The sequence below is a fragment of the Sabulicella flocculans genome, assembly GCF_045449635.1.
Lineage (GTDB): Bacteria > Pseudomonadota > Alphaproteobacteria > Acetobacterales > Acetobacteraceae > Roseococcus.
In genome coordinates this window covers 54,876-77,809 of sequence record NZ_JBJJBR010000002.1, presented here as the reverse complement: position 1 = coordinate 77,809, position 22,934 = coordinate 54,876, and the positions used below count along the sequence as shown (strand labels likewise).

General features: G+C 74.4%; 20 protein-coding genes. 11 read left to right on the top strand and 9 right to left on the bottom strand.

The window, feature by feature from the left end; all coding sequences use genetic code 11:
- Positions 1–74: 74 nt before the first annotated feature.
- Positions 75–608: a single-stranded DNA-binding protein gene (gene ssb, locus ACI6QG_RS03180; protein WP_407023115.1), complete on the bottom strand. Its 534-nt coding sequence runs from the start codon at positions 606–608 to the stop codon at positions 75–77.
- A 125-nt stretch (positions 609–733) separates the two neighbouring features.
- Here ssb and uvrA point away from each other — a divergent pair, with 125 nt between their 5' ends.
- Entirely contained in the window at positions 734–3,628 is a 2,895-nt protein-coding gene (uvrA, locus tag ACI6QG_RS03175; protein WP_407023114.1) for an excinuclease ABC subunit UvrA, read from the top strand.
- A gap of 1 nt (position 3,629) precedes the next feature.
- Here the strand turns inward: uvrA and ACI6QG_RS03170 are convergent, their stop codons facing one another.
- The gene (locus ACI6QG_RS03170; RefSeq protein ID WP_407023113.1) at positions 3,630–3,875 is read right to left on the bottom strand and encodes a hypothetical protein; all 246 of its coding nucleotides are present in this window, start codon (positions 3,873–3,875) and stop codon (positions 3,630–3,632) included.
- Between the two features lie 111 nt (positions 3,876–3,986).
- Positions 3,987–5,063 carry an alpha-hydroxy acid oxidase gene (locus ACI6QG_RS03165; RefSeq protein ID WP_407023112.1) on the bottom strand — a complete coding sequence of 359 codons (1,077 nt, stop codon included), beginning with the start codon at positions 5,061–5,063 and terminating at the stop codon, positions 3,987–3,989.
- 68 nt (positions 5,064–5,131) lie between these two features.
- Here ACI6QG_RS03165 and ACI6QG_RS03160 point away from each other — a divergent pair, with 68 nt between their 5' ends.
- Positions 5,132–5,983, top strand: a complete 852-nt coding sequence (locus ACI6QG_RS03160) for an isocitrate lyase/PEP mutase family protein (protein ID WP_407023111.1) — start codon at positions 5,132–5,134, stop codon at positions 5,981–5,983.
- Here the strand turns inward: ACI6QG_RS03160 and ACI6QG_RS03155 are convergent.
- A complete protein-coding gene (locus ACI6QG_RS03155; RefSeq protein WP_407023110.1) occupies positions 5,971–8,274 on the bottom strand; it encodes a xanthine dehydrogenase family protein molybdopterin-binding subunit in 2,304 nt (767 codons plus the stop codon). The two genes, ACI6QG_RS03160 and ACI6QG_RS03155, sit on opposite strands and share 13 nt — an antisense overlap.
- Positions 8,275–8,337: 63 nt before the next feature.
- Between ACI6QG_RS03155 and ACI6QG_RS03150 the strand changes: the two genes are divergently transcribed.
- Together ACI6QG_RS03150 and ACI6QG_RS03145 are read left to right on the top strand one after the other, a co-directional pair.
- The gene (locus ACI6QG_RS03150) at positions 8,338–9,195 is read left to right on the top strand and encodes a DMT family transporter (protein ID WP_407023109.1); all 858 of its coding nucleotides are present in this window, start codon (positions 8,338–8,340) and stop codon (positions 9,193–9,195) included.
- Positions 9,192–10,025 (top strand): alpha/beta fold hydrolase, encoded by an 834-nt coding sequence (locus ACI6QG_RS03145; RefSeq protein WP_407023108.1) that lies wholly within the window; start codon positions 9,192–9,194, stop codon positions 10,023–10,025. The genes ACI6QG_RS03150 and ACI6QG_RS03145 overlap by 4 nt, the downstream gene beginning before the upstream one ends.
- Here ACI6QG_RS03145 and ACI6QG_RS03140 read toward each other — a convergent pair.
- Together ACI6QG_RS03140 and greB are read right to left on the bottom strand one after the other, a co-directional pair.
- Complete coding sequence (locus ACI6QG_RS03140) at positions 9,982–11,145, bottom strand: MFS transporter (RefSeq protein WP_407023107.1); 1,164 nt, start codon at positions 11,143–11,145, stop codon at positions 9,982–9,984. The two genes, ACI6QG_RS03145 and ACI6QG_RS03140, sit on opposite strands and share 44 nt — an antisense overlap.
- The gene (greB, locus tag ACI6QG_RS03135) at positions 11,142–11,657 is read right to left on the bottom strand and encodes a transcription elongation factor GreB (RefSeq protein ID WP_407023106.1); all 516 of its coding nucleotides are present in this window, start codon (positions 11,655–11,657) and stop codon (positions 11,142–11,144) included. Before greB ends, ACI6QG_RS03140 begins: the two co-directional genes overlap by 4 nt.
- A gap of 66 nt (positions 11,658–11,723) precedes the next feature.
- Between greB and ACI6QG_RS03130 the strand changes: the two genes are divergently transcribed.
- The gene (locus ACI6QG_RS03130) at positions 11,724–12,698 is read left to right on the top strand and encodes a glycosyltransferase family 2 protein (RefSeq protein ID WP_407023105.1); all 975 of its coding nucleotides are present in this window, start codon (positions 11,724–11,726) and stop codon (positions 12,696–12,698) included.
- On the opposite strand, the gene ACI6QG_RS03125 is transcribed toward ACI6QG_RS03130, so the two are convergent.
- Entirely contained in the window at positions 12,657–14,174 is a 1,518-nt protein-coding gene (locus tag ACI6QG_RS03125; RefSeq protein WP_407023104.1) for a DUF6311 domain-containing protein, read from the bottom strand. The genes ACI6QG_RS03130 and ACI6QG_RS03125 overlap by 42 nt on opposite strands.
- A gap of 210 nt (positions 14,175–14,384) precedes the next feature.
- Here ACI6QG_RS03125 and ACI6QG_RS03120 point away from each other — a divergent pair, with 210 nt between their 5' ends.
- The 6 genes from ACI6QG_RS03120 (at position 14,385) to ACI6QG_RS03095 (ending at position 20,651) form a co-directional block, all read left to right on the top strand.
- A complete protein-coding gene (locus ACI6QG_RS03120) occupies positions 14,385–15,077 on the top strand; it encodes a sugar transferase (RefSeq protein ID WP_407023103.1) in 693 nt (230 codons plus the stop codon).
- 35 nt (positions 15,078–15,112) lie between these two features.
- Positions 15,113–16,618, top strand: coding sequence for an oligosaccharide flippase family protein (locus ACI6QG_RS03115; RefSeq protein ID WP_407023102.1), 1,506 nt, complete (start codon positions 15,113–15,115; stop codon positions 16,616–16,618).
- Complete coding sequence (locus tag ACI6QG_RS03110; RefSeq protein WP_407023101.1) at positions 16,615–17,661, top strand: glycosyltransferase family 4 protein; 1,047 nt, start codon at positions 16,615–16,617, stop codon at positions 17,659–17,661. The genes ACI6QG_RS03115 and ACI6QG_RS03110 overlap by 4 nt, the downstream gene beginning before the upstream one ends.
- A complete protein-coding gene (locus ACI6QG_RS03105; protein ID WP_407023100.1) occupies positions 17,658–18,749 on the top strand; it encodes a glycosyltransferase in 1,092 nt (363 codons plus the stop codon). The genes ACI6QG_RS03110 and ACI6QG_RS03105 overlap by 4 nt, the downstream gene beginning before the upstream one ends.
- Entirely contained in the window at positions 18,746–19,594 is an 849-nt protein-coding gene (locus ACI6QG_RS03100) for a glycosyltransferase family 2 protein (RefSeq protein ID WP_407023099.1), read from the top strand. The genes ACI6QG_RS03105 and ACI6QG_RS03100 overlap by 4 nt, the downstream gene beginning before the upstream one ends.
- Before the next feature lie 184 nt (positions 19,595–19,778).
- The gene (locus ACI6QG_RS03095; protein WP_407023098.1) at positions 19,779–20,651 is read left to right on the top strand and encodes a glycosyltransferase family 2 protein; all 873 of its coding nucleotides are present in this window, start codon (positions 19,779–19,781) and stop codon (positions 20,649–20,651) included.
- On the opposite strand, the gene ACI6QG_RS03090 is transcribed toward ACI6QG_RS03095, so the two are convergent.
- Entirely contained in the window at positions 20,646–21,446 is an 801-nt protein-coding gene (locus ACI6QG_RS03090) for a YdcF family protein (protein ID WP_407023097.1), read from the bottom strand. The genes ACI6QG_RS03095 and ACI6QG_RS03090 overlap by 6 nt on opposite strands.
- Positions 21,446–22,924, bottom strand: coding sequence for an ArnT family glycosyltransferase (locus ACI6QG_RS03085; RefSeq protein ID WP_407023096.1), 1,479 nt, complete (start codon positions 22,922–22,924; stop codon positions 21,446–21,448). Before ACI6QG_RS03085 ends, ACI6QG_RS03090 begins: the two co-directional genes overlap by 1 nt.
- Between the last annotated feature and the right edge of the window lie 10 nt (positions 22,925–22,934).

The window sequence follows — 22,934 nt, the reverse complement described above, 5'->3', positions numbered from 1 at the left end:
TTGGCAACTCCACCCTAGCCTGTTCCGTGTAGCATCACGCAAACGTCATGCAAGGGCGTTGGCGCGCTTCCGGCTCAAAACGGGATGTCGTCGTCCAGGTCGGCCTTCTTGGCCCCCGAATCCCAGCTGCCGGAGGACCGCCCGCCGCCGCCCGAGGAGGCCCCGCCGCGCCCGCCGCCATAGCCACCACCGCCGGAGGAACGCCCGCCGCTATAGCCGCCACCCCCCTCGCCCATCTCGTCGCCGCCGCCGGAGGCGCCGCCGCGCCCGCCGACCAGCGCCAGCTCGCCGCGGTACTGCCGCAGCACGATTTCGGTGGTGTACTTGTCCTGGCCGTCCTGTCCCTGCCACTTGCGGGTCTCGAGCTGGCCCTCGATGTAGACCTCGCTGCCCTTCTTCAGGTAGCGCTCGGCGATCTCGCCCAGCTTCTCGTTGAAGATGGCCACCGCGTGCCACTCCGTCCGCTCCTGCTGGTTGCCCTCGCGGTCCTTGTAGCGTTCGGAGGTGGCGATGCGCAGGTTCACCACCTTGCCGCCATTCTGGAAGTTCCGCACCTCGGGGTCCTTCCCCAGGCGGCCCAGGATGATCACCTTGTTGACGCCGGCCATCGCACGCATATCCCCGCAGATTCAGGGGCCGGTCATACCCGAAAACCCCTTGGACACCCACCCCATATGATGCTTGAAGGGCGAGAACGCAACGCGAACTTGTCCGCTTCCGGAGCCTTTTTCCCATGCCGCGCGACGCCGCAGACCTTTCCCCTTCCGCAGGGTCGATCCGCATCCGCGGCGCGCGCCAGCACAACCTGAAATCCCTGGACCTCGACCTGCCGGGGGGGCAGCTCGTGGTGCTCACCGGGCTGTCGGGGTCCGGCAAGTCGTCGCTCGCCTTCGACACCATCTATGCCGAGGGGCAACGGCGCTACGTCGAATCGCTGTCCGCCTACGCGCGCCAGTTCCTACAGCTGATGCAGAAACCCGACGTGGACAGCATCGAGGGCCTTTCCCCCGCCATCTCCATCGAACAGAAGACCACCTCGCACAACCCGCGCTCCACCGTGGGCACCGTCACCGAAATCCACGACTACATGCGCCTGCTGTGGGCACGCGTCGGCGTGCCCTATTCCCCCGCGACCGGCGAGCCGATCGAGGCGCAGAGCGTCTCGCAGATGGTGGACCGCGTGCTGGCCATGCCGGAGGGGACGCGGCTGCTCATCCTCGCGCCCGTCATCCGCGGCAAGAAGGGCGAGTACCGCAAGGAACTGGCCGAATACCAGCGCCGCGGCTTCGAGCGCGTAAAGATCAACGGCGCGCTGCACCGCATCGAGGAGGCGCCCAAGCTCGACAAGAAGCTGAAGCACGACATCGAGGTGGTGGTGGACCGCGTGGTGGTCCGCCCCGACATCGCCCAGCGCCTGGCCGACAGCTTCGAAACCGCGCTCGGCCTGGCCGACGGCATCGCCTATGCCGAGGAAGCCGACACCGGCGCGCGGACCGTGTTCTCCCAGAAGTTCGCCTGCCCGGTCAGCGGCTTCTCCATCGAAGAGATCGAGCCGCGGCTGTTCTCCTTCAACTCGCCGCAGGGCGCCTGCCCCGCCTGCGACGGGCTGGGCACCGAGAGCTTCTTCGACCCCGCGCTGGTGGTGCCGCAGGAGGGGCTGAGCCTGAAGGAAGGCGCCATCGCGCCCTGGGCCGGCAACGCCTCCAGCGCCTATTACGACCAGACGCTGGCGAGCCTCGCCCGCCACCTCAGGGTCAGCGCCGAGAAGCCGTGGGAGGAGCTGCCGGAGGAGGCGCGGGAGGCCATCCTGCACGGCACCGGCACCACCCCGGTGACGCTGCGCTACAAGGACGGGCTGCGCGCCTACGAGGTGGAGAAGCCCTTCGAGGGCGTGATCCGCAACCTCCAGCGCCGCTTCAAGGAAACCGACAATCCCTGGGTGCGCGAGGACCTGGCGCGCTACCAAGCGGAGAAGCCCTGCCACGCCTGCGAAGGCTTCCGCCTGAAGCCGCAGTCGCTGGCGGTGAAGGTGGCGGGCCAGCACATCGGCGCGGCCTCGGCGCTGTCCATCCGCAAGGCCCGCGAATGGTTCGGCACCGTCAGCGCCAGCCTGACCCCGCAGCGGCAGGAGATCGCCCGCCGCATCCTGCGCGAGATCGAGGACCGGCTGCAGTTCCTGGTGGACGTCGGGCTGGACTACCTCTCGCTCGCCCGCTCCTCCGCCACGCTGTCCGGCGGGGAATCCCAGCGCATCCGGCTGGCCTCGCAGATCGGCTCGGGCCTCACCGGCGTGCTCTATGTGCTGGACGAGCCCTCCATCGGCCTGCACCAGCGCGACAACGAGCGCCTGCTGGGCACGCTGCGCCGCCTGCGCGACCTGGGCAATTCCGTGCTGGTGGTGGAGCACGACGAGGACGCCATCCGCACCGCCGACTGGCTGGTGGACATCGGCCCCGGCGCCGGCGCGCATGGCGGGCAGGTGGTGGCCCAGGGCCGGCCGGAGGAAGTGGCGGCCAACCCCGCCAGCGTCACCGGCGCCTACCTGTCCGGCCGGCGCGAGATCCCAATGCCCGACGCCCGGCGCAAGCCCGACCCCAAGCGCCTGATCCGCGTCGTCGGCGCCTCGGGCAACAACCTGAAGGACGTGACGGCGGAGTTCCCGCTGGGCACCTTCACCGCCGTGGCCGGCGTCTCCGGCGGCGGCAAGTCCACCCTGGTGATCGAGACGCTGTTCAACGGCCTGTCGCGCCGGCTGATGGGCGCCTCCGTCGTGCCCGCCCCGCACCAGCGCATCGAGGGGCTGGAGCACGTGGACAAGGTGATCGACATCGACCAGTCGCCCATCGGCCGCACCCCGCGCTCCAACCCCGCCACCTACACCGGCCTGTTCGCGCCCATCCGCGACTGGTTCGCCGAGCTGCCGGAAAGCCGCGCCCGCGGCTACAAATCCGGCCGCTTCTCCTTCAACGTGAAGGGGGGCCGCTGCGAGAGCTGCCAGGGCGACGGCGTCATCAAGATCGAGATGCACTTCCTGCCCGACGTCTACGTCACCTGCGACACCTGCAAGGGCAAGCGCTACAACCGCGAGACGCTGGACGTGCGCTTCCGCGGCAAGTCCATCAGCGACGTGCTGGACATGACGGTGAGCGAGGGGCGCGAGTTCTTCGCCGCCGTGCCCTCCATCCACGACAAGCTGCGCACGCTGGAGGAGGTGGGGCTGGGCTACATCCACCTCGGCCAGCAGGCCACCACGCTGTCGGGCGGCGAGGCGCAGCGCATCAAGCTGGCGAAGGAGCTGTCCCGCCGCGCGACGGGGCGCACCCTCTACATCCTCGACGAGCCGACCACCGGCCTGCACTTCGAGGATGTCCGCAAGCTGCTGGAGGTGCTCCACGCGCTGGTGAAGGGCGGCAACACCGTCATCGTCATCGAGCACAACCTGGAGGTCATCAAGACCGCCGACTGGGTGCTTGACCTCGGCCCGGAGGGCGGCGACGGCGGCGGGCGCATCGTCGCCAAGGGCACGCCGGAGGAGGTGGCGGCGAACCCGGAGAGCCACACCGGCCGCTTCCTGGCGCCCATCCTGGCGCGCCACGCCCCGCCGAAGGCCAGGCGCCGCAAGGCCTGATTCAGCGGCGCCAGCCGTGCCCGTGCCCGCGCCCGTGATGCCGCGGCCCACCGCCCCAGTGGCGCGGCGGCGGGGCGCGCCAGGCATAGGCCGGCGGCCCCCATGCGCGCGGCGGCGGCGGCGCGACGTAGCCGTAGGACGGCCCGTGCCACACCCGCGGCCCGGGCCCGTAATAGCCCGGCCCGGCGGCGACGCAGCCGGACAGCGCGGCCATCGCCGCGAGCGGAAGAAGGATTCGGCGCGCCATGGCGTGGGCCCTCCGGGCGGCGGGGGTTCGGGGGGACCGCCATCCTCGTGAGGGATGCAACGCCGGCGCTGCGGCCCCGTCGCGGCGGCGGCGTGGCAGGAAGGTGGCGGGTCAGTAGCCCTCGGCCAGCAGGGGGAAGGCGCTGTGGACGTGCGGCATCGCCACCAGCGGCGCCCCGCGGTGCAGGTGCCCCCGCCCCAGCCCGGCCCAGCCGGTCACGCCGGTCAGTCCCAGGGCGCGCTCGGCCTCGTCCTGCAGGATCTCCAGCACGCGGCGCACGCCATCCGCGCCCCCCGCCGCCAGGCCGTAGAGGTAGAGCCGCCCCAGCCCCACATAGTCGGCCCCCAGCGCCAGCGCCTTCACAAGATCCGTCCCGCGCGAGAAGGAGCCGTCCACGATCACCTTCGCGCGCCCGGCCACCGCCTCCACCACCTCCGGCAGCACGTCCAGCGAGCCGCGGCCGCCATCCAGCTGCCGGCCGCCATGGTTGGAGCAGTAGACCATCTCCACCCCGTGCTCGACCGCCAGGGCGGCGTCCTCGGCGGTGCCGATGCCCTTGAGGATCAGCGGGATGCGGTGCTTGCGCTTGAAGTCGGCGATGTCGGCCCAGGACAGCGCGGCCTGGTGGTGCATGGCGCCGGGCTCGTTGGCCCGCCAGCGCTTGACGAAGCGCTTGGCCAGGTCGCGCTCGCGGCGCGAGTAGTGCGCCGTGTCCACCGTGATGGCGAAGGCGTCGTAGCCGGCGGCGATGGCGCGCCGGGCGATGGCGTCCGTCTCCTCGCGGTCGCCGCGGACGTAGAGCTGGAACACCTTGGGCCCTGTGGCCGCCTGCGCCGCCGCCTCCAGCCCCGGCTGCGAGACGGAGGACAGCATGAACGGCACGCCGAACCCCCCCGCCCCGCGCGCCACAGCCGTCCCCGCCTCCGGATGAAAGGATTCGAGGGAGCCGACGGGCGCCAGGATCACCGGCAGGGCGATGCGGTGGCCGAGGAAATCGGTGCCGGTGTCCACCTGCGAGACGTCGTTCAGCACGCGCGGGCGCAGCGCCACGCTGTCGATGGCCAGGCGGTTGCGGCGCAGCGTCGTCTCGCTCTCGGTGCCGCCGACCAGGTAGTCCCAGATGTTGCGGTCCAGCTTCGCCTGCGCCGCCTTCACGATCTCGTGCAGGCAGAGGTAGTCGTTCTCCATGGTGCGCCCGTCCCTTCCCTGGGCCGCAGGCTAGGCGCGGCGGCGCCGGGCGTCCATGCTGCCCGGCGATGACCTTCACCCGACGCCGCGAGGCCCTGCGCGCCATGCTGGCCGGCAGCGCCTGCCTGCACCCCGCCTCCACGCATGACCCGCTTTCCGCCCGCATCGCCGAGGGGCTGGGCTACGAGCTGGGGATGCTGGCGGGCTCCACCGCCTCGCTCGCCATCCTGGGCGCGCCGGACCACATCCTCATCACCCTCGGCGAGTTCGCCGAGCAGGCGCGCCGGGTGTGCCGCGCCGCCGCCACCCTGCCCATCCTGGCCGACGCCGACCACGGCTACGGCAACGCGCTGAACGCCGCGCGCACCGCGCAGGAGCTGGAGGCGGCGGGCATCGCCGGCTTCTCCATCGAGGACACCGAGCTGCCGCGCCCCTTCGGCGCGGCGCAGCCCCGGCTGGTCGGCATCGCCGAAGGCGTGGGCAAGGTGCGCGCCGCCTGCGAGGCGCGGATGGACCGCGCCACCTGCGTGTTCGCCCGCACCGGCGCCATGTCCATCTCCGGCCTGGAGGATTGCCTGGAACGGGTGCGCGCCTACAACGCCTCCGGCGCCGACGCCATCTTCCTCACCGGCGTGACGGCGCGCGCGCAGCTGGACGCGGTGGCGGAGGCGGCGGCGCTGCCGCTGGTGCTGGGCACGCTGAGCGCCGAGATCCGCGACAACGCCTACCTGGCCAGCCGCGGCGTGCGGGTGGCGCTGCTGGGCCACGCGCCGTCCCAGGCGGCCGCCCAGGCGGTGCATGACGCGCTGCTGGCCCTGCGCGAGGGCCGGCCGGTCGGCGCCCTGCCCGCCAAGGCCGACTGGGCGCGCTGGACGCGGGAGGCCGAATACGAGGCGGAGATGGCGCGCTACCTCGGCTGAAGCGCGCGCCACACCACCTCGGGCGTCGCCGGCATGTCGATGTGGTCCACGCCCAGCGCGTCGCACAGCGCGTTCATCACCGCGGGCAGCGAGCCCGCGCAGCCGGCCTCCCCGCAGCCCTTGGCACCCAGCGGGTTGGTGGTGCAGGGCACGCCGTGGTCCAGCGTGGCGATGGGCGGCAGGTCGTCGGCGCGCGGCAGGCCGTAATCCATGAACGAGCCGGTGACCGGCTGGCCTTCCTCCGTGTAGGCCACGCGCTCCAGCAGCGCCTGGCCGACGCCCTGGGCGATGCCGCCATGCGCCTGGCCCGCCACCATCAGCGGGTTCACGATGACGCCGAAGTCGTTGACGGCGACGTAGCGCACCACCTTCGCCACCCCCGTCTCCGGGTCCACCTCCACCTCGCAGACGTGGCAGCCATTGGGATAGGCCTGGGGCGCCTGGTCGAACACGTGGGTGACGTCGAGGCTGGAGGGCACCTCCGGCGGCAGGGAATGGCTCTCGCGCAAGCGGGCCGCCAGGTCGAGCACGGAGATGCCGCGGTCGGTGCCGGCGATGCTGAAGCGGCCGTCCGCGAACTCGATGTCCACCGGCGCGGCCTCCAGCAGGTGGGCGGCGGCGGCGCGGCCCTTCTCGATGACCAAGTCGCTGGCCTCCAGGATGGCGGCGCCGGACGCCATCAGGCTCTTGGAGCCGCCGGTGCCGCCGCCGGCCACCAGCAGGTCGGAATCGCCCTGCACCAGCCGGATGGCGGCGAAGGGCACGCCCAGCTTCTGGTGCAGCACCTGGGCGAAGGGCGTCCAGTGGCCCTGGCCGTAGTCCAGCGTGCCGGTGATGATGGTCACCGTGCCGTCCTTCTCGAAGCGCAGCCCGCCCTGCTCCTTGGCCGGCGGGGCGGTGCATTCCAGGAAGTTGCCGACGCCCAGGCCGCGGCGCATCCCGCGCGCCTCGCTCTCCGCCCGCCGCGCCGCGAAGCCGGCCACGTCCGCCGCCTCCAGCGCCTGGTCCAGCACCGCGGAGAACTCGCCCCCGTCATAGGTGCTGCCCGAGGCCGCCTTGTAGGGGAAGGCGGTGATGTGGTTGCGGCGGCGGATCTCGTTGGCGTCCAGGCCCAGCGCGGGGGCGGCGGCCTCGACCAGGCGCTCCATGAAGTAGTTGCCCTCCGGCCGGCCGGCGCCGCGATAGGCGCTGACCGGGGTGGTGTTGGTCAGCATGCACCTGGTGAACACGCCGATCAGCGGCACGGCGTAGTTGCTCTGCACGTTCTTGACGAAGTTGCCGGTGCCCATCAGCGGCGCCACGGTGGACAGGTAGGCCCCCATGTTGGCCCAGGCGTCCAGCCGCACCGCCAGCATCCGCCCCTCGGCGTCGAAGGCCAGCGCGGCCTCCACCTCGTGGTCGCGCCCGTGCTGGTCGCTGAGGAAGGATTGCGAGCGCTCGTCGGTCCACTTCACCGGGCGGCCCAGCAGCCTGGCGGCGTGCAGGATGGGCAGGTATTCCGGGTAGGCGTTGGCCTTCATGCCGAAGGAGCCGCCGACATTGCCGGTCAGCACCCGCACGCCGTCGCGCCCCACCTTCAGCACGTCGTCCGCCAGCTGGTTGCGCAGGCCGAACACCCCCTGGCAGCCCACCCGCAGCACGAAGCGCCCGTCCTCGAAGGAAGCGAGGGCCGAGCGCGGCTCCATGCTCGCCACCACCACCCGGTTGTTGCGGATGGACAGGCGCTGCACGTGGGCGGCGCGGGCGAAGGCGGCGTCCAGCGCCGCCGGGTCGCCATGGGCGAAGTCCAGCACGCAGTTGCCCGGCAGGTCGTCGTACAGCGCCGGGGCCCCGGCGGCGCGGGAAGCCTCGGTCACCGCCTCCAGCGGCTCGATGTCCAGCAGCACCAGCTCGGCGGCGTCCTTGGCCTGGGCCTTGGTCTCGGCCACCACCACCGCCACCGGGTCGCCCACCCAGCGCACGCGGTCCGTCGCCAGGGCGGGGCGGCGGGTGGTCCGCAGCCCGGGGAAGGGCATGGCGCAGACCATCTCCCCATAGGCGCCGAGGTCGGCGGCGGTGATGACGGCGTGCACGCCGGGCGCGGCCAGCGCCTCCGCCGCGTCCACCCCGCGCAGCACGCCATGCGCGTGGGGCGAGCGCACCACCCAGGCCTGCAGCTGCCCGGGCAGGGAAAGGTCGTCGGTGTAGCGTCCCTCGCCGCGCAGGAGCTTCGGGTCCTCCTGCCGCGGCACCGGCTGGCCGATGCCGAACTTCAGGGCGGAGGGGTCGAAGGGCAGGTGGGTGTCGGGCATGGGCGAAGATTAGGCCCGTGCATGGCTTCCGCAACCGCCCCCGCCGGGCGAAGCTGCGCGGTGATGAACCCCGCCCTCGCGGGCATGGGCCTGGCCGCGCTGGCCGGGCTGTGCTTCGCCCTGCTCAACACCGGCATGCGCGTGCTGACGCACGACCTGCCGCCCTTCCAGGTGCAGTTCCTGCGCTACGCCCTGGGCGTGGTGCCGCTGCTGCCCTGGCTGCTGCGCGCCGGGGTGGCGCCGCTGCGCCCCAACGGGCTGGGCGGGCAGGTGCTGCGCGGGGCGGTGCATTCCTCCGGCCTGTTCCTGTGGTTCGCCGCCCTGCCCCACATCCCCTTCGCCGAGATGACGGCCATCGGCTTCACCACGCCGCTGTTCATCATGCTGGGCGCCGTGGCCTTCCTGGGCGAGCGGATGATGTGGCAGCGCTGGGCCGCCTCCCTGCTGGGCTTCTGCGGCGTGCTGGTGGTGGTCTGGCCCAGCCTGGCGGGGGCGGAGCCGACCTGGTCGCTGGTGATGCTGGCGTCCTCGCCGCTGTTCGCCGCCTCCTTCCTCATCACCAAGGCGCTGACGCGGCGCGACGGGCCGGCGGTGATCGTGCTGTGGCAGTCGCTGACGGTGGCGGGGTTCTCCCTGCCCCTCGCGCTGTGGGCCTGGCAGGCGCCGCTGCCCTGGCACTGGGGGATGGCGCTGCTGTGCGGCTTCCTGGGCACGCTGGGCCACTGGCTGCTGACCAGCGCCTTCCGCCTGGCCGACATCTCCGCCGCCCAGCCGGTGAAGTTCCTGGACCTGCTGTGGGCCGCCGTCCTGGGCTGGCTGGTCTTCGCGGAGGTGCCGGAACGCGCCACGCTGGTCGGCGCCCTGGTGATCTTCGCGGCGACGACGTGGATCGCGCGGGTGGAGGCGAGGCGCAAGGCATGACGGACGAGATCACCACCCTGGCCGCCGCGGCCGACCTGCTGCACACGCCCTGCGGCGAGGGACACGTCGCCTGGCGGGCCTGGGGCGACGGGCCGGCGCTGGTGCTGCTGCATGGCGGCTCCGGCTCCTGGATGCACTGGCTGCGCAACATCCCCGACCTGGCGCGCGACTTCCGGGTGCTGGCGCCCGACACCCCCGGCCTGGGGGACAGCGCCATGCCGCCCGGCGACGCCCCCGCCCCCGCGGCGGCGGCCGCGCCGCTGCGCGAGGGCCTGCGCCGCCTGCTGGGCGAGCGGCGGGCCTACCACCTCTGCGGCTTCTCCTTCGGGGCCAATGTGGCGGGGCACCTGGCGGCAACGGAGGGCGGGCACGTGCGCTCCCTCACCCTGGTCGGCGCGGCGTCGCTGGGCCTGCCGCGCCCGCCGCTGGACTTGCTGAAGGTGCGCGGCCTGCCCCCGGCGGAGCGCCGCGCCGCCAACGCGGAGAACCTGCGCCGCCTGATGCTGCACGACCCTGCCAGGGTGGACGCCACCGCCCTGGACATCCAGGAGCACAACACGACGCTGGCCCGGCTGCGCTCGCGCGGCTACGCCTCGGGCGATTCGCTGCGGCAGGCGCTGCTGAAAGCGCGCGCGCCCCTGGCCGGCATCTGGGGCGAGCGCGACGCCGTGGCCTGGCCGCAGGTGAGGGAGCGCCTGGACGTGCTGCGCGCCCTGGACCCCGGCCTGATGGAGACGGTGATCCCCGGCGCCGGCCACTGGGTGGCGTACGAGGCGCCGGAGGCCTTCAACGCGGCGCTGCGCCGGGTGCTGGCGGCGCGCGCAGCCTGAGCAGCGCCGCCAGCCCGAGCAGCGACAGCGCCGCCGTCAGCCCCAGCGCCCAGGCGCCCAGCGATTCCAGGGCGAAGCCGAAGGCGGCGGGCGCCCCGGCGGCCAGGAAGCGGGCGGGCGCGACGATGAGGCCCTGGCGCTGGCCGTAGCCGGCCGGGCCGAACACCGCCAGCGGCAAGGTGCCGCGCGCGATGGTCTGCACCCCGTTGCCCGCGCCGTGCAGCAGCACGAACAGCACCGCCCCCGGCGGGCCGAGCATCAGCAGCACCGCCGCCCCAAGCGGGTGCGCCAGCAGCGCCAGCCGGGCGGAGAACAGCGGGTGCAGCCGCCGCAGCAGCCCGAACTCCAGCACCCGCGCCCCCACCTGCGCCGGCCCCAGCAAGGCCCCGGCGGCGATGGCGGCGGCCGGCGCCACCCCGGCGGCCACCAGCAGCCCGGGCAGGTGTGCCCCCAGCGCGGCGGCGGCGAAGCCCCCGGCGGCGAAGGCCAGGGCCATCAGCGCGGCGTCGCGCCAGCCGGCGCGCGGCGCCTCGCCGGGCTGCGGCGGGGCGGCGGGCCTGGGCAGGGCGGCGGGCGGCGGGCGCGGCAGCAGCAGGTTCAGCGGGATGCACAGCCCCAGCTGGATGGCCGCCCAGCCCAGGCAGGCGCCGCGCCAGCCCCATTGCGCCTCCATCAGCGCCGAGAGCGGCCAGCCCAGGGTGGAGGCGAAGCCGGCGATGAGCGTGATGCCGGTGATGGCGCCGCGCGCCCCGCCGCCCAGCAGCCGGGCCAGGGTGGCGAAGGCGGCGTCGTACAGCGCCGCCGCCATGCCCAGCCCCAGCAGCGCCCAGCCGGCGAACAGCGCCGCCTCGCCGCCCGCCGCCGCCAGCAGCAGCAGCCCGGCGGCGCAGGCGGCGTTGCCGGCGGACATCACCCAGCGCCCGCCATGGCGGTCGATGGCGCGCCCCACCGCCGGCCCCAGCAGCGCCGTCAGCAGCAGCGCCAGCGAGAAGGCCAGGAACACGCGCGAGGGCGCGACGCCCAGCTCCCGCGCCATCGGGGCGGCCAGCACGGCGGGCATGTAGTAGGACCCGCCCCAGGCCAGGGTCTGCGCCGCGCCCAGCAGCAGCACCAGCCTCACGGGTAGCGGATGGCGGTGACCTCCACCTCCTCCGTCCCGCCCGGCTTGCGAAGGCGCACCACGTCGCCCACCCGCTTGCCCAGCAGCTGCCGCGCCACCGGCGAGAGGAAGGAGATGGCGCCCCTGCCGGCATCCGCCTCCTCCGCGCCGGTGATGGTCACCGTCACCTCGCGGTCGTCCAGGTGGGCGAAGGTGACGGTGGCGCCGAAGAACACCTGGTCGCGCCGGGTCTGCCGGGCGGGGTCCACCACCTCCGCGCGCTCCAGCCGCTTGCGCAGGAAGCGCACGCGGCGGTCAATCTCGCGCAGGCGCTTCTTGCCGTACTGGTAGTCGGCGTTCTCCGAGCGGTCGCCCAGGCTGGCGGCCCAGCCGACCACCTCCACCACCTTCGGGCGCTCCTCCGACCACAGGCGGCGCAGCTCCTCCGTCATGGCGGCGTGGCCGGCGGGGGTCATGTAGAAGGGCAGGCCGGGCGGCAGGCCCGGGATGGCGTCGTCGTCGTCCTCGTCCATCCCGCCGGGTTTACACGCGCGCCCTTGCCCGCGAAACGCCATCTTCCTGCGGCTTGTGGAGCCCTCATGACCGCCCCTGCCCTGTCCGTCGTCGTCCCCTGCTTCAACGAGCAGGAGGTGCTGCCCGAGTTCCACCCCCGCCTGGCCGCCGCCATGGACGGCATCGGCCTGCCGTGGGAGGTGGTCTACGTCAACGACGGCTCGCGCGACGGCACCCTGGCGCTGATGGAGGCGCTGGCGGCGCGGGACGGGCGGGTGGCGGTGCTGAACCTGTCGCGCAACTTCGGCAAGGAAATCGCGCTGACCGCCGGGCTGGACCACGCCGCCTGCACCGACGCCGTCATCGTCATCGACGCCGACCTGCAGGACCCGCCGGAGGTGATCCCCCGGCTGGTGGAGGCGGCGCGGGGCGGCTTCGACGTCGCCTACGCCCAGCGCAGCGTCCGCCACGGCGAGGGCTGGCTGAAGAAGGCCACCGCGGCCGGCTTCTACCGCGTGATGTCGCGCCTGGGCGGGCGGGTGCAGCTGCCGCGCGACACCGGCGACTTCCGCCTGATGTCGCGCCGCGCGCTGGACGCGCTGCTGGCGATGCGCGAGCAGCACCGCTTCATGAAGGGGCTGTTCGCCTGGGTGGGCTTCCCGGCGGTGGCGGTGCCCTACGAGCGCGCGCCGCGCGCGGCGGGCGAGACCAAGTGGAACTGGTGGAAGCTGTGGAACCTCAGCCTGGAGGGCATCACCTCCTTCACCGTGGGGCCGCTGAAGCTGGCCACCTACCTGGGCCTCGCGGTGTCGGTGGTGGCGCTGGCCTACCTGGCGCAGCTGCTGTTCCGCACGGCGTTCTTCGGCAACCCGGTCGCCGGCTACCCCTCGCTGATGGCGGTGGTGCTGTTCCTGGGCGGGGTGCAGATGATGATGCTGGGCGTCATCGGCGAATATCTCGGGCGCGTCTTCAACGAGACCAAGGCGCGGCCGCTGTACTTCGTCGAGCGCCACATCCCCTCAGCGGCACACCAGCAGGTCGCCCAGCGGCGCGCATCCTGAGGCGCCGGGCGCCCAGCCCGGCAGCACCAGCCGCAGCTCGCCGGGACGCAGGGGGCCGGGGGCCTCGCAGCGCGGCGCCTCGCCGCGCCAGCGCGCCACGTAGGCGGTGTTGACCGGGCGGGGCGATTCGCTGCCCAGCAGCAGCAGCTCCAGCAGGCGCACCCGCGCCGGCCCGTCCTCCTTCGCCACGCAGGGCCAGGCGGGCACCAGGGTGACGCTGCCGGCGGCGCGCAGCAGCGGCCGCAGCGCGGTGGCCTCCACCGTCCAGGGCTGGCGCTCCTGCGCCCACAGGCGCAGCGCGGCGCGGGCGGGGATGGCGTCCAGGAATTGCAGCAGCGCGCAGGCGAGCAGGATGGCCACCCCCCGCCGCCCCGCCCCGGCCAGCAGCAACGCCGCCCCCAGCAGCAGCGCGTAGGCCACCGGCCAGAAGAAGCGGCCTGAGGCGCGGAACTGCTCCAGCACCGCCGGCACCGGGCCGAGTTCCAGCAGCACCGTCCCGCCCAGCCCGACCCGCGAGGACACGGCCAGCGCCAGCAGCCCCAGGCAGGCCAGCGCCAGCCCGGCATGCGGGCGCAGGCGCGGCCGGCGCAGCAGCAGCCCCGCCGCCAGCGCCGCCCACAGCCCCAGCCCCAGCCAGTTGTAGCCCTCCCACCCGCCATGGCCGGTGGCGTCCACCTCCGCCACCACCAGCCCGCCCAGGAACCAGGAGCGGTGCGGCCAGGCGGGTGAGAGCAGGTTCATGGCGTACTGCCCGAAGCCGCCTTCGCCGGCCGCGCCCAGGTAGCCCAGCAGCGCCATGGCGGCGCCCATGGCCGCCGCCGCCCCTGCCACCCCGGCGGCGGCGCGCCCCCAAGGCCGGCGGCGCAGCAGCAGGGTCAGCGGCGCGGCGGCCAGTACGGCCAGCGCCATCAGCGCCAGGTAGGGGTGCACCAGCAGCGCCGCGACCTGGAAGGGAATCGCCGCCGCCCACCAGCGTGCGTCGCCCAGCGCGCGGGCGTAGAGGCCCAGCGCCGCCAGCAGCACGAAGTGCCCGCACAGCGCCGCGTGGCCGAAGCGCATGATGAAGGCGGGCATGGACAGCGCCATCAGCGCCACCGCCAGCGCCGGAAGGAGCCGCCGCTCACCGAAGCCGCGCAGGGCGAACACCGTCGCCGGCCCCTGCGCCACCCAGGCCAGGGCGTAGAACAGCCCGATGCCGTGGAAGCCTTCGGGCAGGAAGGGCGCCAGCAGCTTCAGCGGCAGCGCCAGCAGCGGGATGCCGTCCATGAAGGCGAGGTTGGCCCCGACCAGGGTCGGCAGTTCCAGCAGCGGCCAGCGCCAGGCATCGGCCAGGAAGTGGCGCTGGGCGATGGCGTGCTGTGCCGCATCCCCCGCCGCCCGCCAGTCCAGCCCGGCGCGCGGCAGGAGGAAATCGAGCGGGAACAGGGTGCTGGCGAGGATCGCTCCCATCAGGACGGAGGCCAGGTAGGCGCGCATGGGCCCTGCATGGCCGGGGCCGCGGCGGCCGACAAGGGCGGCGGGGAATGTTGCGTTGCCACAATCCTGCCTTAACCCCGTCGGAATGCCGCCCTTCCCACCTGGTGGAAGGGCAGGGTGTCCCGGGGCGGGTGTGCCTCTCCGCGGCACGCGGTGGAAAGAACCTCATCCATGCCCGGGCTGGACGCTTTCTCGTCCCTTCAGCGCGACATGACCCTGCAGGCCAGCGGCGGCTTCGCCGGCTCCGCCGCGGGCGTGCCGCAGATGGTGGCCGCCGCGTCGCTGCCGGCCTGGCAGGGCGCGGCCAAGCGCGGGCTGGACATCCTGGGCGCCGGCGCGCTGCTGCTGCTGCTCTCGCCGGTGTTCCTGGTGCTGGCGCTGCTGGTGCGCGCCGATGGCGGCCCGGCTTTCTTCGCCCACGCGCGGGTGGGGCGCGGCGGGCGCCCCTTCGGCTGCCTGAAGTTCCGCTCCATGGTGGTGGACAGCCAGGAGCGCCTGTCCGCCCTGCTGGCCAGCGACCCCGCCGCCCGCGCCGAGTGGGATGCCACCCGCAAGCTGCGCCGCGACCCGCGCATCACCCGCATCGGCCGCTTCCTGCGCGCCACCTCGCTGGACGAGCTGCCGCAGCTGCTCAACGTGCTGCGCGGCGAGATGGCGCTGGTCGGCCCCCGCCCGGTGGTGAAGGCCGAGCTGGACGCCCATTACGGCGCGGCGGCGGCCCACTACATCTCCGTCCGGCCGGGCATCACCGGGCTGTGGCAGGTGTCCGGGCGCTCCGACACCTCCTACGCCCAGCGCGTGGCGCTGGACGTCGCCTACGTCTCCCGCCCCTCGCTGGCGCAGGACCTGCGCATCCTGCTGCGCACGCCGCTGGCGGTGCTGTCGCGCAAGGGCGCGCACTAGGCTAGAGAGCCCCCTTCCGAGAGGGGTTGCGCGCGATGGCCGGCGAGAGCGCCGAGGCCCGGGCCGGGGCGGGGCGCCTCGTCTCCGGCATGTTCTGGAACGCCCTGGGCCGCGGCCTGCCGCTGCTGCTGGCGCTGGCGCTGACCCCCGTGCTGGTGGCGCAGATGGGGCTGGAGCGCTGGGGGCTGTTCACCCTGGCGCTGGCCATGGTCGGCGTGTTCGGCATCTTCGACCTCGGCATCGGCCCCGCGCTGACCCGCGCCATCAGCGAGCGCATGACGCAGGGGCGCGGCGGCGAATCGCCCGCCTTGGTCGGCACGGCGCTGGTGGCGCTGGGCGGCTTCGCCACCCTGGCCGCCGCGGCGCTGTGGTTCGCCCTGCCCGCCCTGGTGCACTCGGCGCTCAACGTGCCGCCGGCGCTGGAGGAGGAGGCGCTGCTGGCCTTCCGCATCCTGGCCGCCGCCGCGCCGCTGGTGGTGGTGAACGCGGCGCTGTGGGGCGTGCTGGCGGCGCACCAACGCTTCCGCGCCGCCAACCTCGTCACCATCCCGGTCTCCGTCATGTACTACCTCGGCCCGGTGCTGGCGCTGATGGCATGGCCCTCGCTGGTGGCGGTGATGCTGGTGCTGGTGGCCTGCCGGCTTGCCAACACCCTGTCCTACGCCTGGCTGGCGCGGCCAGTGCTGGGGGGGATGCGCGTCGGCTCGCCGCGCCTGGTGCTGCCGCTGCTTCGCATCGGCGGCTGGATGACGGTGTCCTCCATCCTCAACCAGGCGCTGGTCTACGCCGACCGCTTCGTCATCGGCGCGGTGCTGACGCTCGCCGCCGTGGCGCACTACGCCACGCCGCTGGACCTGGTGATGCGCATGTGGATCCTGCCGGTGGCGGTGGCGCAGGCGCTGCTGCCGGCCATGGCCGGCGCCTTCGCCGCCCTGCCCGCCGTCACCGCCGCCCTGCTGCGGCGCGGCGCCCTGCTGGTGGCCGCCCTGGCCCTGCCCGCCTGCCTGGTGCTGGCAGGCGCGGGCGACTGGCTGCTGGGGCTGTGGCTCGGCGCCGCCTTCGCCGCCGAGGGCGGCACGGTGGCGCGCATCCTGGGCGCGGGCATCTTCTTCTCCTGCCTGGCCTACGTGCCGAATGCGCTGCTGGACGCCATCGGCCGCCCCGACGCCACCGCCGCGCTGGTGGCGGCCGAGCTGGCGCTGTTCCTGCCGGTGCTGTGGTGGCTGCTGCACCGCTTCGGCATCGAGGGCGCGGCGCTGGGCTGGGCGCTGCGCGCCGCGGCCGATTGCGCCGGCAAGGCATGGCTGGCGGCGCGGCTGTACCCGGCGGCGCGGCCGGCGGTGCGGGCGCTGCTGCCCGGCCTGGCTGCCGCCGCCCTGGCCCTGGCGCTGACCGCCTGGGCGCCGGCCCGCCCCCTGGCCGCCGGGCTGGCGCTGGCCGGCGCGGCGCTGGCGGCGGTGCTGCTGCTGCGCGCCCTGTCGCCCGAGGAGCGCCGCGCCCTGCGCCACCCGCGCGAGGCGCGGAGGCTGCTGGCGGCATGATCTTCGTCAACGGCCGCTTCCTGGCGCAGGGCCTGACCGGCGTGCAGCGCTACGCCCGCGAGATCTGCCGCGCGCTGGACGCCATGGCCGACCGCCCGCCCATCACCCTGCTGGCCCCGCCCGACGCCCGCGACCTCGACCAGTTTCCCCGCCTGTCGCCGCGCATGGTCGGCCGCCGCACCGGGCAGGCGTGGGAGCAGTGGGAGCTGCCGCGCGCCGCGCGCGGCGGAATGCTGCTGAACCTGGGCAACACCGGGCCGCTGCTGGCCGGGGCGCGGCAGGCGGTGGTCATCCACGATGCCGGCGCCTTCGACACGCCGGAATCCTACTCGCTGGCCTTCCGCACCTGGTACCGCGCGGTGCAGCGCGGGCTGGCGTGGCGGGGGGCGCGCATCGTCACCGTGTCGCGCTTCTCGGCGAGGCGCATCGCGCAGCACCTGCGCATCCCCGCGCCGCCGGCGACGCTGGAGGGCGGCGAGCACATCCTGCGCGACGCCGCGGACGCCGCCGTGCTGGGCCGCCACGGGCTGCAGCCGCGCCGCTACGCGCTGGTGGTCGGCACCGGGGCGGCGCACAAGAACCTCGCCGCGCTGCAATCGGCCATGGGGGCGCTGCACGCGCGCGGGTTGGTGCTGGCGGTGGCCGGGGCGAAGGACGCCGCGGTGTTCCGCGCCGGCAGCGACGCGCCGGCCGACGTGCGCGCCCTGGGCCGCGTCAGCGATGCCGGGCTGCGCGCGCTGTACGAGGGCGCGCTGGGCCTGCTGTTCCCCTCTCGCTACGAGGGCTTCGGCCTGCCGCCGCTGGAGGCGATGTGGTGCGGCTGCCCGGTCGTCGCCGCCCCGCTCGGCCCCCTGCCGGAGGTGTGCGGCGAGGCGGCGCAATGGTTCGACGCCGCCCGCCCGGACTCGCTGGGCGAAGCAGTCGCCGCGCTGGCCGACGATGCAACGCACCGCGACGCCCTGGCCGCCGCCGGCCGGGCGCGGGCGCAATCCTTTTCCTGGGAGGCGGCCGCGCGGCGGCTGCTGGGGTTCATCGCGCCATGAAGGTCGCCCTCATCCACGAATGGCTGGACGGCTACGCCGGCAGCGAGCGCGTGCTGGAGCAGATGCTGCTCTGCTGGCCCGAGGCCGAGCTGTTCGTGCTGTGCGACTTCCTGCCCGGCGAGGAGCGCCACTTCCTGCGCGGCAAGGTGCCGCGCACCTCCTTCATCCAGCGCCTGCCCTTCGCGCGGCGGATGTTCCGCAACTACCTGCAGCTGATGCCGCTGGCCGTCGAGCAGTTCGACCTGCGCGGCTACGACCTCGTGGTGTCGTCCTCCCACGCGGTGGCGAAGGGCGTCATCACCGGGCCGGGCACGCGCCATGTCTCCTACGTCCATTCGCCGATGCGCTACGCCTGGGACCTGCAGGGGCAATACCTGCGGCAATCGGGCATGGAGCGCGGCGTGAAGGGCCTCTACACGCGCTGGCTGCTGCACCGCCTGCGCAACTGGGACGCCGTCAGCGCCCAGCGGCCGGACCTGCTGCTGGCCAATTCCTCCTTCATCGCCGCGCGCATCCGCAAGGCGTGGCGGCGGGAGGCGGCGGTGCTGCACCCCCCGGTGGACGTGGCCGGCTTCCCAATGGCCACCGGCCCGCGCCGGCACTTCGCCGTCGCCTCGCGCCAAGTGCCCTACAAGCGGCTGGAACTGGTGGCCGAGGCGTTCCGGCGCATGCCCGACCTGCGCCTGGTCATCGCCGGCGACGGTCCCTCCGCCCCCCTGGTGCGCGAAGCCGCGGCCGGCGCGCCCAACATCGAGGTGCTGGGCCGCGTGTCCCAGCCGAAGCTGGTGGAGCTGGTGCAGGGCGCCCGCGCCTTCGTCTTCGCCGCCGAGGAGGATTTCGGCATCGCCCTGGTGGAGGCCCAGGCCGCCGGCACGCCGCTGGTCTGCTTCGGCCGCGGCGGCGCCGCCGACATCGTGCAGGCCGACACCGGCGTGCTGTTCGCCGAGCAGACCCCCGAGGCCATCATCGCCGCCGTGCGCGGCTTCGTGGCGGAGGAAGCTCGGTTCACCCCCCAGGCCTGCCGCGCCAACGCCGAGCGCTTCTCCGCCGAAGCCTTCCGCGCCAGGCTGATGGAGCATTGCGCGTGATTTCCCTGGTCGTCGCCACCAAGGGCCGCGTCGCTGAGATCGGCGCGCTGCTCGCCAGCGTCGCGGCGCAGGAGCCGCCCTTCGAGATCATCCTGGTGGACCAGAACGGCGACGGCCGGCTGGACGCGCTGGCGGCGGAATGGGCGCCGCGCCTGCCGCTGACCCACCTGCGCATGGCGGCGGCCAACGCCAATGCCGGGCGCAACCTGGGCCTGCGCCACGCCCGCGGCGCGCTGGTCGCCTTCCCCGACGACGACTGCCTGCTGAAGCCCGGCACGCTGTCGCAGGTGCGCGCCGCCTTCGCCGACCCCGCCCTGGCCGTGCTGACCGGCCCGGCCGAGGCGCCGGGCGGCGGACTGGGCTCCGGCCGCTGGCGAACGGAGGGCGGGCCCATCACGCTGGAGAACGTCTGGACCAGCGTGATCGAGTTCAACCTGTGGCTGCGGCGCGAGGTGGCGCTGGCCCTGGGCGGCTTCGACGAGGGCATGGGCCCCGGCGCCCGCTTCGGCAGCGCCGAGGGCAACGACCTGGTGTGCCGCGCCCTGGCCGTCGGCCACCGCGCCCGCTACGACCCCGCGCTGCGCGTGGTCCACCCCGACAAGCGCCTGACGCCGGAGGCGGTGGAGCGCGCCGGGCGCTACGCGCTGGGGCTGGGCTTCGCGCTGCGCCGCCACCGCGTGCCCGCCGCCACCTGGGCGCCCTTCCTGTACCGGCCGCTGGCCGGCGCCGCGCTGTCGCTGCTGCGCGGGCGGGGGCTGCACGCGCGCTACTACTGGGCCACCGCGAAGGGCCGCTGGGAAGGGATGCGCGCTGCCCCCCTGCCGCCGCCGGGGCCGCTGGCATGACGGCGCCCGCCCCGGACCCACGGGCGCGCCCCGCCGCGCAACCGCCTTTCCCGCCCGCAGGCCAGCGGCGCGGCGCTGCGGAGCGCGCGGATGCGCGCACCCGGCGCGTGAGGGCGAAGCAAAGCCTCAGGGGAACGGCCCCGCGCCGCCCTGCCCAGCCGCCGTTCCCGCGGGGGCCATTCGCATGAGGATGGCCATCGGCATCGCCACCCGCGGCCGCGCCCCCATCCTGCTGGAGACGCTGGCGGAACTGGACCGGCAGCATCGCCCGGCGGACCGCATCCTCGTCTCCTACGCGGCGCCGGGGGACGTGGCCGGCGTGGCCGAGCGCTTCCCCGGCGTGGAGTTCCTCACCGGCGCCTCCGGCCTGCCGGCGCAGCGCAACCGCATCCTGGACGCGGTGGCGGATTGCGACGCCGTGGTGTTCTTCGACGACGACTTCCTGCCCGCCCCGGAGTGGCTGGCGGTGCTGGAGGCGGTGCTGCGCGCCCGCCCGGATTGCGCGGTGGCCACCGGCGTGGTGCTGGCCGACGGCGCCAAGGGCCCCGGCATCGCGCCCGATGCCGCCCGCGCCATCCTGGGCGGGGCGCCGCCGCCGCCGGACGCCCTGGCGGTGGCGAACGCCTTCAACGCCTATGGCTGCAACATGGCGCTGCGCCTGGCGCCGCTGCGCGCCCACGGCATCCGATTCGACGAGGCGCTGCCCCTCTACGCCTGGTACGAGGACATCGACCTGTCGCGCCGGCTGCTGCCGCACGGCGCCATCCTGCGGCTGCTGGCGGCGCGCGGCGTCCACCTGGGCACCAAGCAGGGCCGGGTGCCGGGGGTGCGGCTGGGCTATTCGCAGGTGGCGAACCCGCTCTACTTGGCGCGCAAGGGGTCGTTTCCCTGGTCGCACGCCCTGCCCTCGGCGGCGCGGCACTGCCTGGTCAACGCGGTGAAGTCGCTGCGCCCGGAGCCGGAGGTGGACCGGCGCGGCCGGCTGCGCGGCAACCTGCGCGCCCTGGCCGACCTGCTGCGCGGCCGGATGCGCCCCGACCGCGTGCTGGACCTATAGCGGGCGCGGGAACAGCGCGTCGGTGCGCCCCAGCAGCCGGTAGGCCACCAGCCCCACATATTCCCGCACCGCCCATTCCGCCTGCCCCAGCCGCTGCGACAGCGGGCTATCGAACCAGCCCCGCCCGCCCGGCTCGGTCGAGTAGTTCACCGGCCAGGGCACCATCCCCTGCCACCCGGCGGCGCGGAAGCACCCCACCGAGCGCGGCATGTGCGAGGCGCTGGTGACCAGCAACCAAGTCTCGCCCGGGCGGGGCTGCACCTGCGCGCGGGTCAGGGTCGCGTTCTCCCAGGTGTTGCGCGACGCCTCCTCGAACACCACGCGCTGACCCTCCAGGCCGAGCGAGGACCAGAGGCGACGCGCCACCTCGGCCTCCGTCACCTCGTCGGGGTTCACCTTGCCGGTGCCGCCGGTGAAGACGATGCGCGCCTCCGGGAAGCGGCGGGCCAGGGCCACCGCCTCCGTCATGCGCTCGGCGGCGCCGTTCAGCGAGGGGATGCCGCGGCCCTCCGTCAGCCCCGTCTCCACCGCGCCGCCCAGGATCACCACGCCGTCCACGCGGGCCGGCGCCTCGGCGCGGGGGAAGCGGTCCTCCAGCGGCAGGGTCAGCCAGGCGGCCAGCGGCGTCAGCAGAACGGCGGCGTACCAGCCCAGCCCCAGCAGCGCCGGCCAGGCGCCCCAGCGCCGGCGCCCGACCAGCAGCGCCACCCCCAGCACGGCGAGGAACAGCGCGAAGGTGTTGGGCCGCGCGAACATCCAGAACAGCTTGGAGGCGAGGAACAGCGCATCCTGCATCACTCGGCCTCCACCCGGCGCCACAGCTCCACCGTGCCGCGCTCCTCCACGAAGGAGGCGGCCAGCTCGTAGCCCTCCTCCAGCGCCTCGCTCAGCATCGCCATGGCGGAGGCGCGCATGGCGAACCACTCCGAGCGGTCGAGCACGATGAAGCGCGGCCGGCTGTCCAGGATGCGCTTGACCTCCGCATCCGTGTCCACTCCGGCGAGCGAGGCGAAGGAGCCGGTGAGGTGCACCGGGAAGGGGAAGCGCGTCGGCAGGCGCGCCTCGGTGAGGAAGTACACCACGGGCTGGTAGTTGGGCACGAAGATGGTGTCGCCCTCGTGCAGCTCCTCGTTCATCAGGGCGGCCATGCGGCGCGGCGTGTCCGGGCTGCCCAGCGCGAAGCCGCGCGACAGGCGGGGCGACAGGTCGGCCGCCACCACGTCGAGCGCCGCCAGGGCGAGCACGGCCAGGATCAGCGCCCGCGCCCGCGCCCCGGCCAGGAAGCGCGCCGCCAGGAACAGCCCCAGCGCCGCCAGCAGCGAAAGGGGCGGCAGCAGGATCAGGAAGTAGTGCGGGAAGAACTGCCCCGGCCCCACCACGGCCAGCCCCGCCACCGCCAGCCACAGCGCCCCCAGCCGCGCGACGCGCCGGGCCATGCCCTCGCCCCACCACAGCGCCGGCAGGCCGCACAGCGCCAGCAGCAGCACCCAGCGCAGCGCCAGCGCCGCCAGCGTGGCGCGCCACAGCGCCTGCTCGGCCGACATGCGGCCGGAGGCGTATTCCAGCGGCGCCAGCACGGTGGCGCCGAACCATTCGGCGAACTCGCCGCGCCCGGCGTAGATGGCGGCCATCAGCAGCGTCGGCGCCAGGCACAGCAGCAGGTAGGCGCCGGCCATGGCCGCCAGTTGCCGCCACTGCCGCGCGCGCAGGGCGGGCCAGGCCAGCAGGGCGAAGGCCAAGCAGCCCTCGGGTGTGGCCACCGGCTTCACCAGCAGCGCCAGCCCCACCAGCAGGCCCATGGGCACCAGCCGCGCCCATTCCCGCCCGGGGCTGACCGCCAGCGCCAGCGCCGCCACCCCCAGCGGGGCGAACAGGATTTCCGTGTTGGAGGCCAGCCCGCCCAGCAGGATGGAATGCGCGGCGTAGAGCACCGCCGCCGCCCAGCCCAGCGCCGGCGGCGCGCCCAGCCGCCGGGCCAGCCACACCAGGGCGTAGCCGGTGGCGGCGACGCAGGCGGCGCCCAGCAGGCGCACCGCCTCCAGGCTCTCGCCCAGCAGCAGGAAGGCGAGGGCGATCATGCCGGGCGCACCGGGCGGGTGCATGTCCCACACGCCGGAGAAGGGCCAGTTGCCGCGCAGCCATTCGCGCGCCTGGAGGAGATAAAGGCTCTCGTCCCAATCGATCACGGAGGGCAGGAAGGAAGCCCAGCGCAGCCCCAGCACCAGCACGGGGAACAGCAGCAGGGCAGCCAGCCAGGGCAGGCGTGCGCGCATGGCGCCTTGT

Bases quoted from the DNA above. Each gene is read 5' to 3' on its own strand.
- ACI6QG_RS03165 (WP_407023112.1), bottom strand. From the start codon at position 5,063: ATGGAGAACGACTACCTCTGCCTGCACGAGATCGTGAAGGCGGCGCAG.
- ACI6QG_RS03105 (WP_407023100.1), top strand. From the start codon at position 17,658: ATGAAGGTCGCCCTCATCCACGAATGGCTGGACGGCTACGCCGGCAGC.
- ACI6QG_RS03085 (WP_407023096.1), bottom strand. From the start codon at position 22,924: ATGCGCGCACGCCTGCCCTGGCTGGCTGCCCTGCTGCTGTTCCCCGTG.
- ACI6QG_RS03125 (WP_407023104.1), bottom strand. From the start codon at position 14,174: ATGCGCGCCTACCTGGCCTCCGTCCTGATGGGAGCGATCCTCGCCAGC.
- ACI6QG_RS03120 (WP_407023103.1), top strand. From the start codon at position 14,385: ATGACCCTGCAGGCCAGCGGCGGCTTCGCCGGCTCCGCCGCGGGCGTG.
- ACI6QG_RS03130 (WP_407023105.1), top strand. From the start codon at position 11,724: ATGACCGCCCCTGCCCTGTCCGTCGTCGTCCCCTGCTTCAACGAGCAG.
- uvrA (WP_407023114.1), top strand. From the start codon at position 734: ATGCCGCGCGACGCCGCAGACCTTTCCCCTTCCGCAGGGTCGATCCGC.
- ACI6QG_RS03160 (WP_407023111.1), top strand. From the start codon at position 5,132: ATGACCTTCACCCGACGCCGCGAGGCCCTGCGCGCCATGCTGGCCGGC.
- ACI6QG_RS03110 (WP_407023101.1), top strand. From the start codon at position 16,615: ATGATCTTCGTCAACGGCCGCTTCCTGGCGCAGGGCCTGACCGGCGTG.
- ACI6QG_RS03170 (WP_407023113.1), bottom strand. From the start codon at position 3,875: ATGGCGCGCCGAATCCTTCTTCCGCTCGCGGCGATGGCCGCGCTGTCC.
- ACI6QG_RS03155 (WP_407023110.1), bottom strand. From the start codon at position 8,274: ATGCCCGACACCCACCTGCCCTTCGACCCCTCCGCCCTGAAGTTCGGC.
- ACI6QG_RS03090 (WP_407023097.1), bottom strand. From the start codon at position 21,446: ATGCAGGATGCGCTGTTCCTCGCCTCCAAGCTGTTCTGGATGTTCGCG.
- ACI6QG_RS03095 (WP_407023098.1), top strand. From the start codon at position 19,779: ATGAGGATGGCCATCGGCATCGCCACCCGCGGCCGCGCCCCCATCCTG.
- ACI6QG_RS03115 (WP_407023102.1), top strand. From the start codon at position 15,113: ATGGCCGGCGAGAGCGCCGAGGCCCGGGCCGGGGCGGGGCGCCTCGTC.
- ssb (WP_407023115.1), bottom strand. From the start codon at position 608: ATGGCCGGCGTCAACAAGGTGATCATCCTGGGCCGCCTGGGGAAGGAC.
- ACI6QG_RS03150 (WP_407023109.1), top strand. From the start codon at position 8,338: ATGAACCCCGCCCTCGCGGGCATGGGCCTGGCCGCGCTGGCCGGGCTG.
- greB (WP_407023106.1), bottom strand. From the start codon at position 11,657: ATGGACGAGGACGACGACGACGCCATCCCGGGCCTGCCGCCCGGCCTG.
- ACI6QG_RS03145 (WP_407023108.1), top strand. From the start codon at position 9,192: ATGACGGACGAGATCACCACCCTGGCCGCCGCGGCCGACCTGCTGCAC.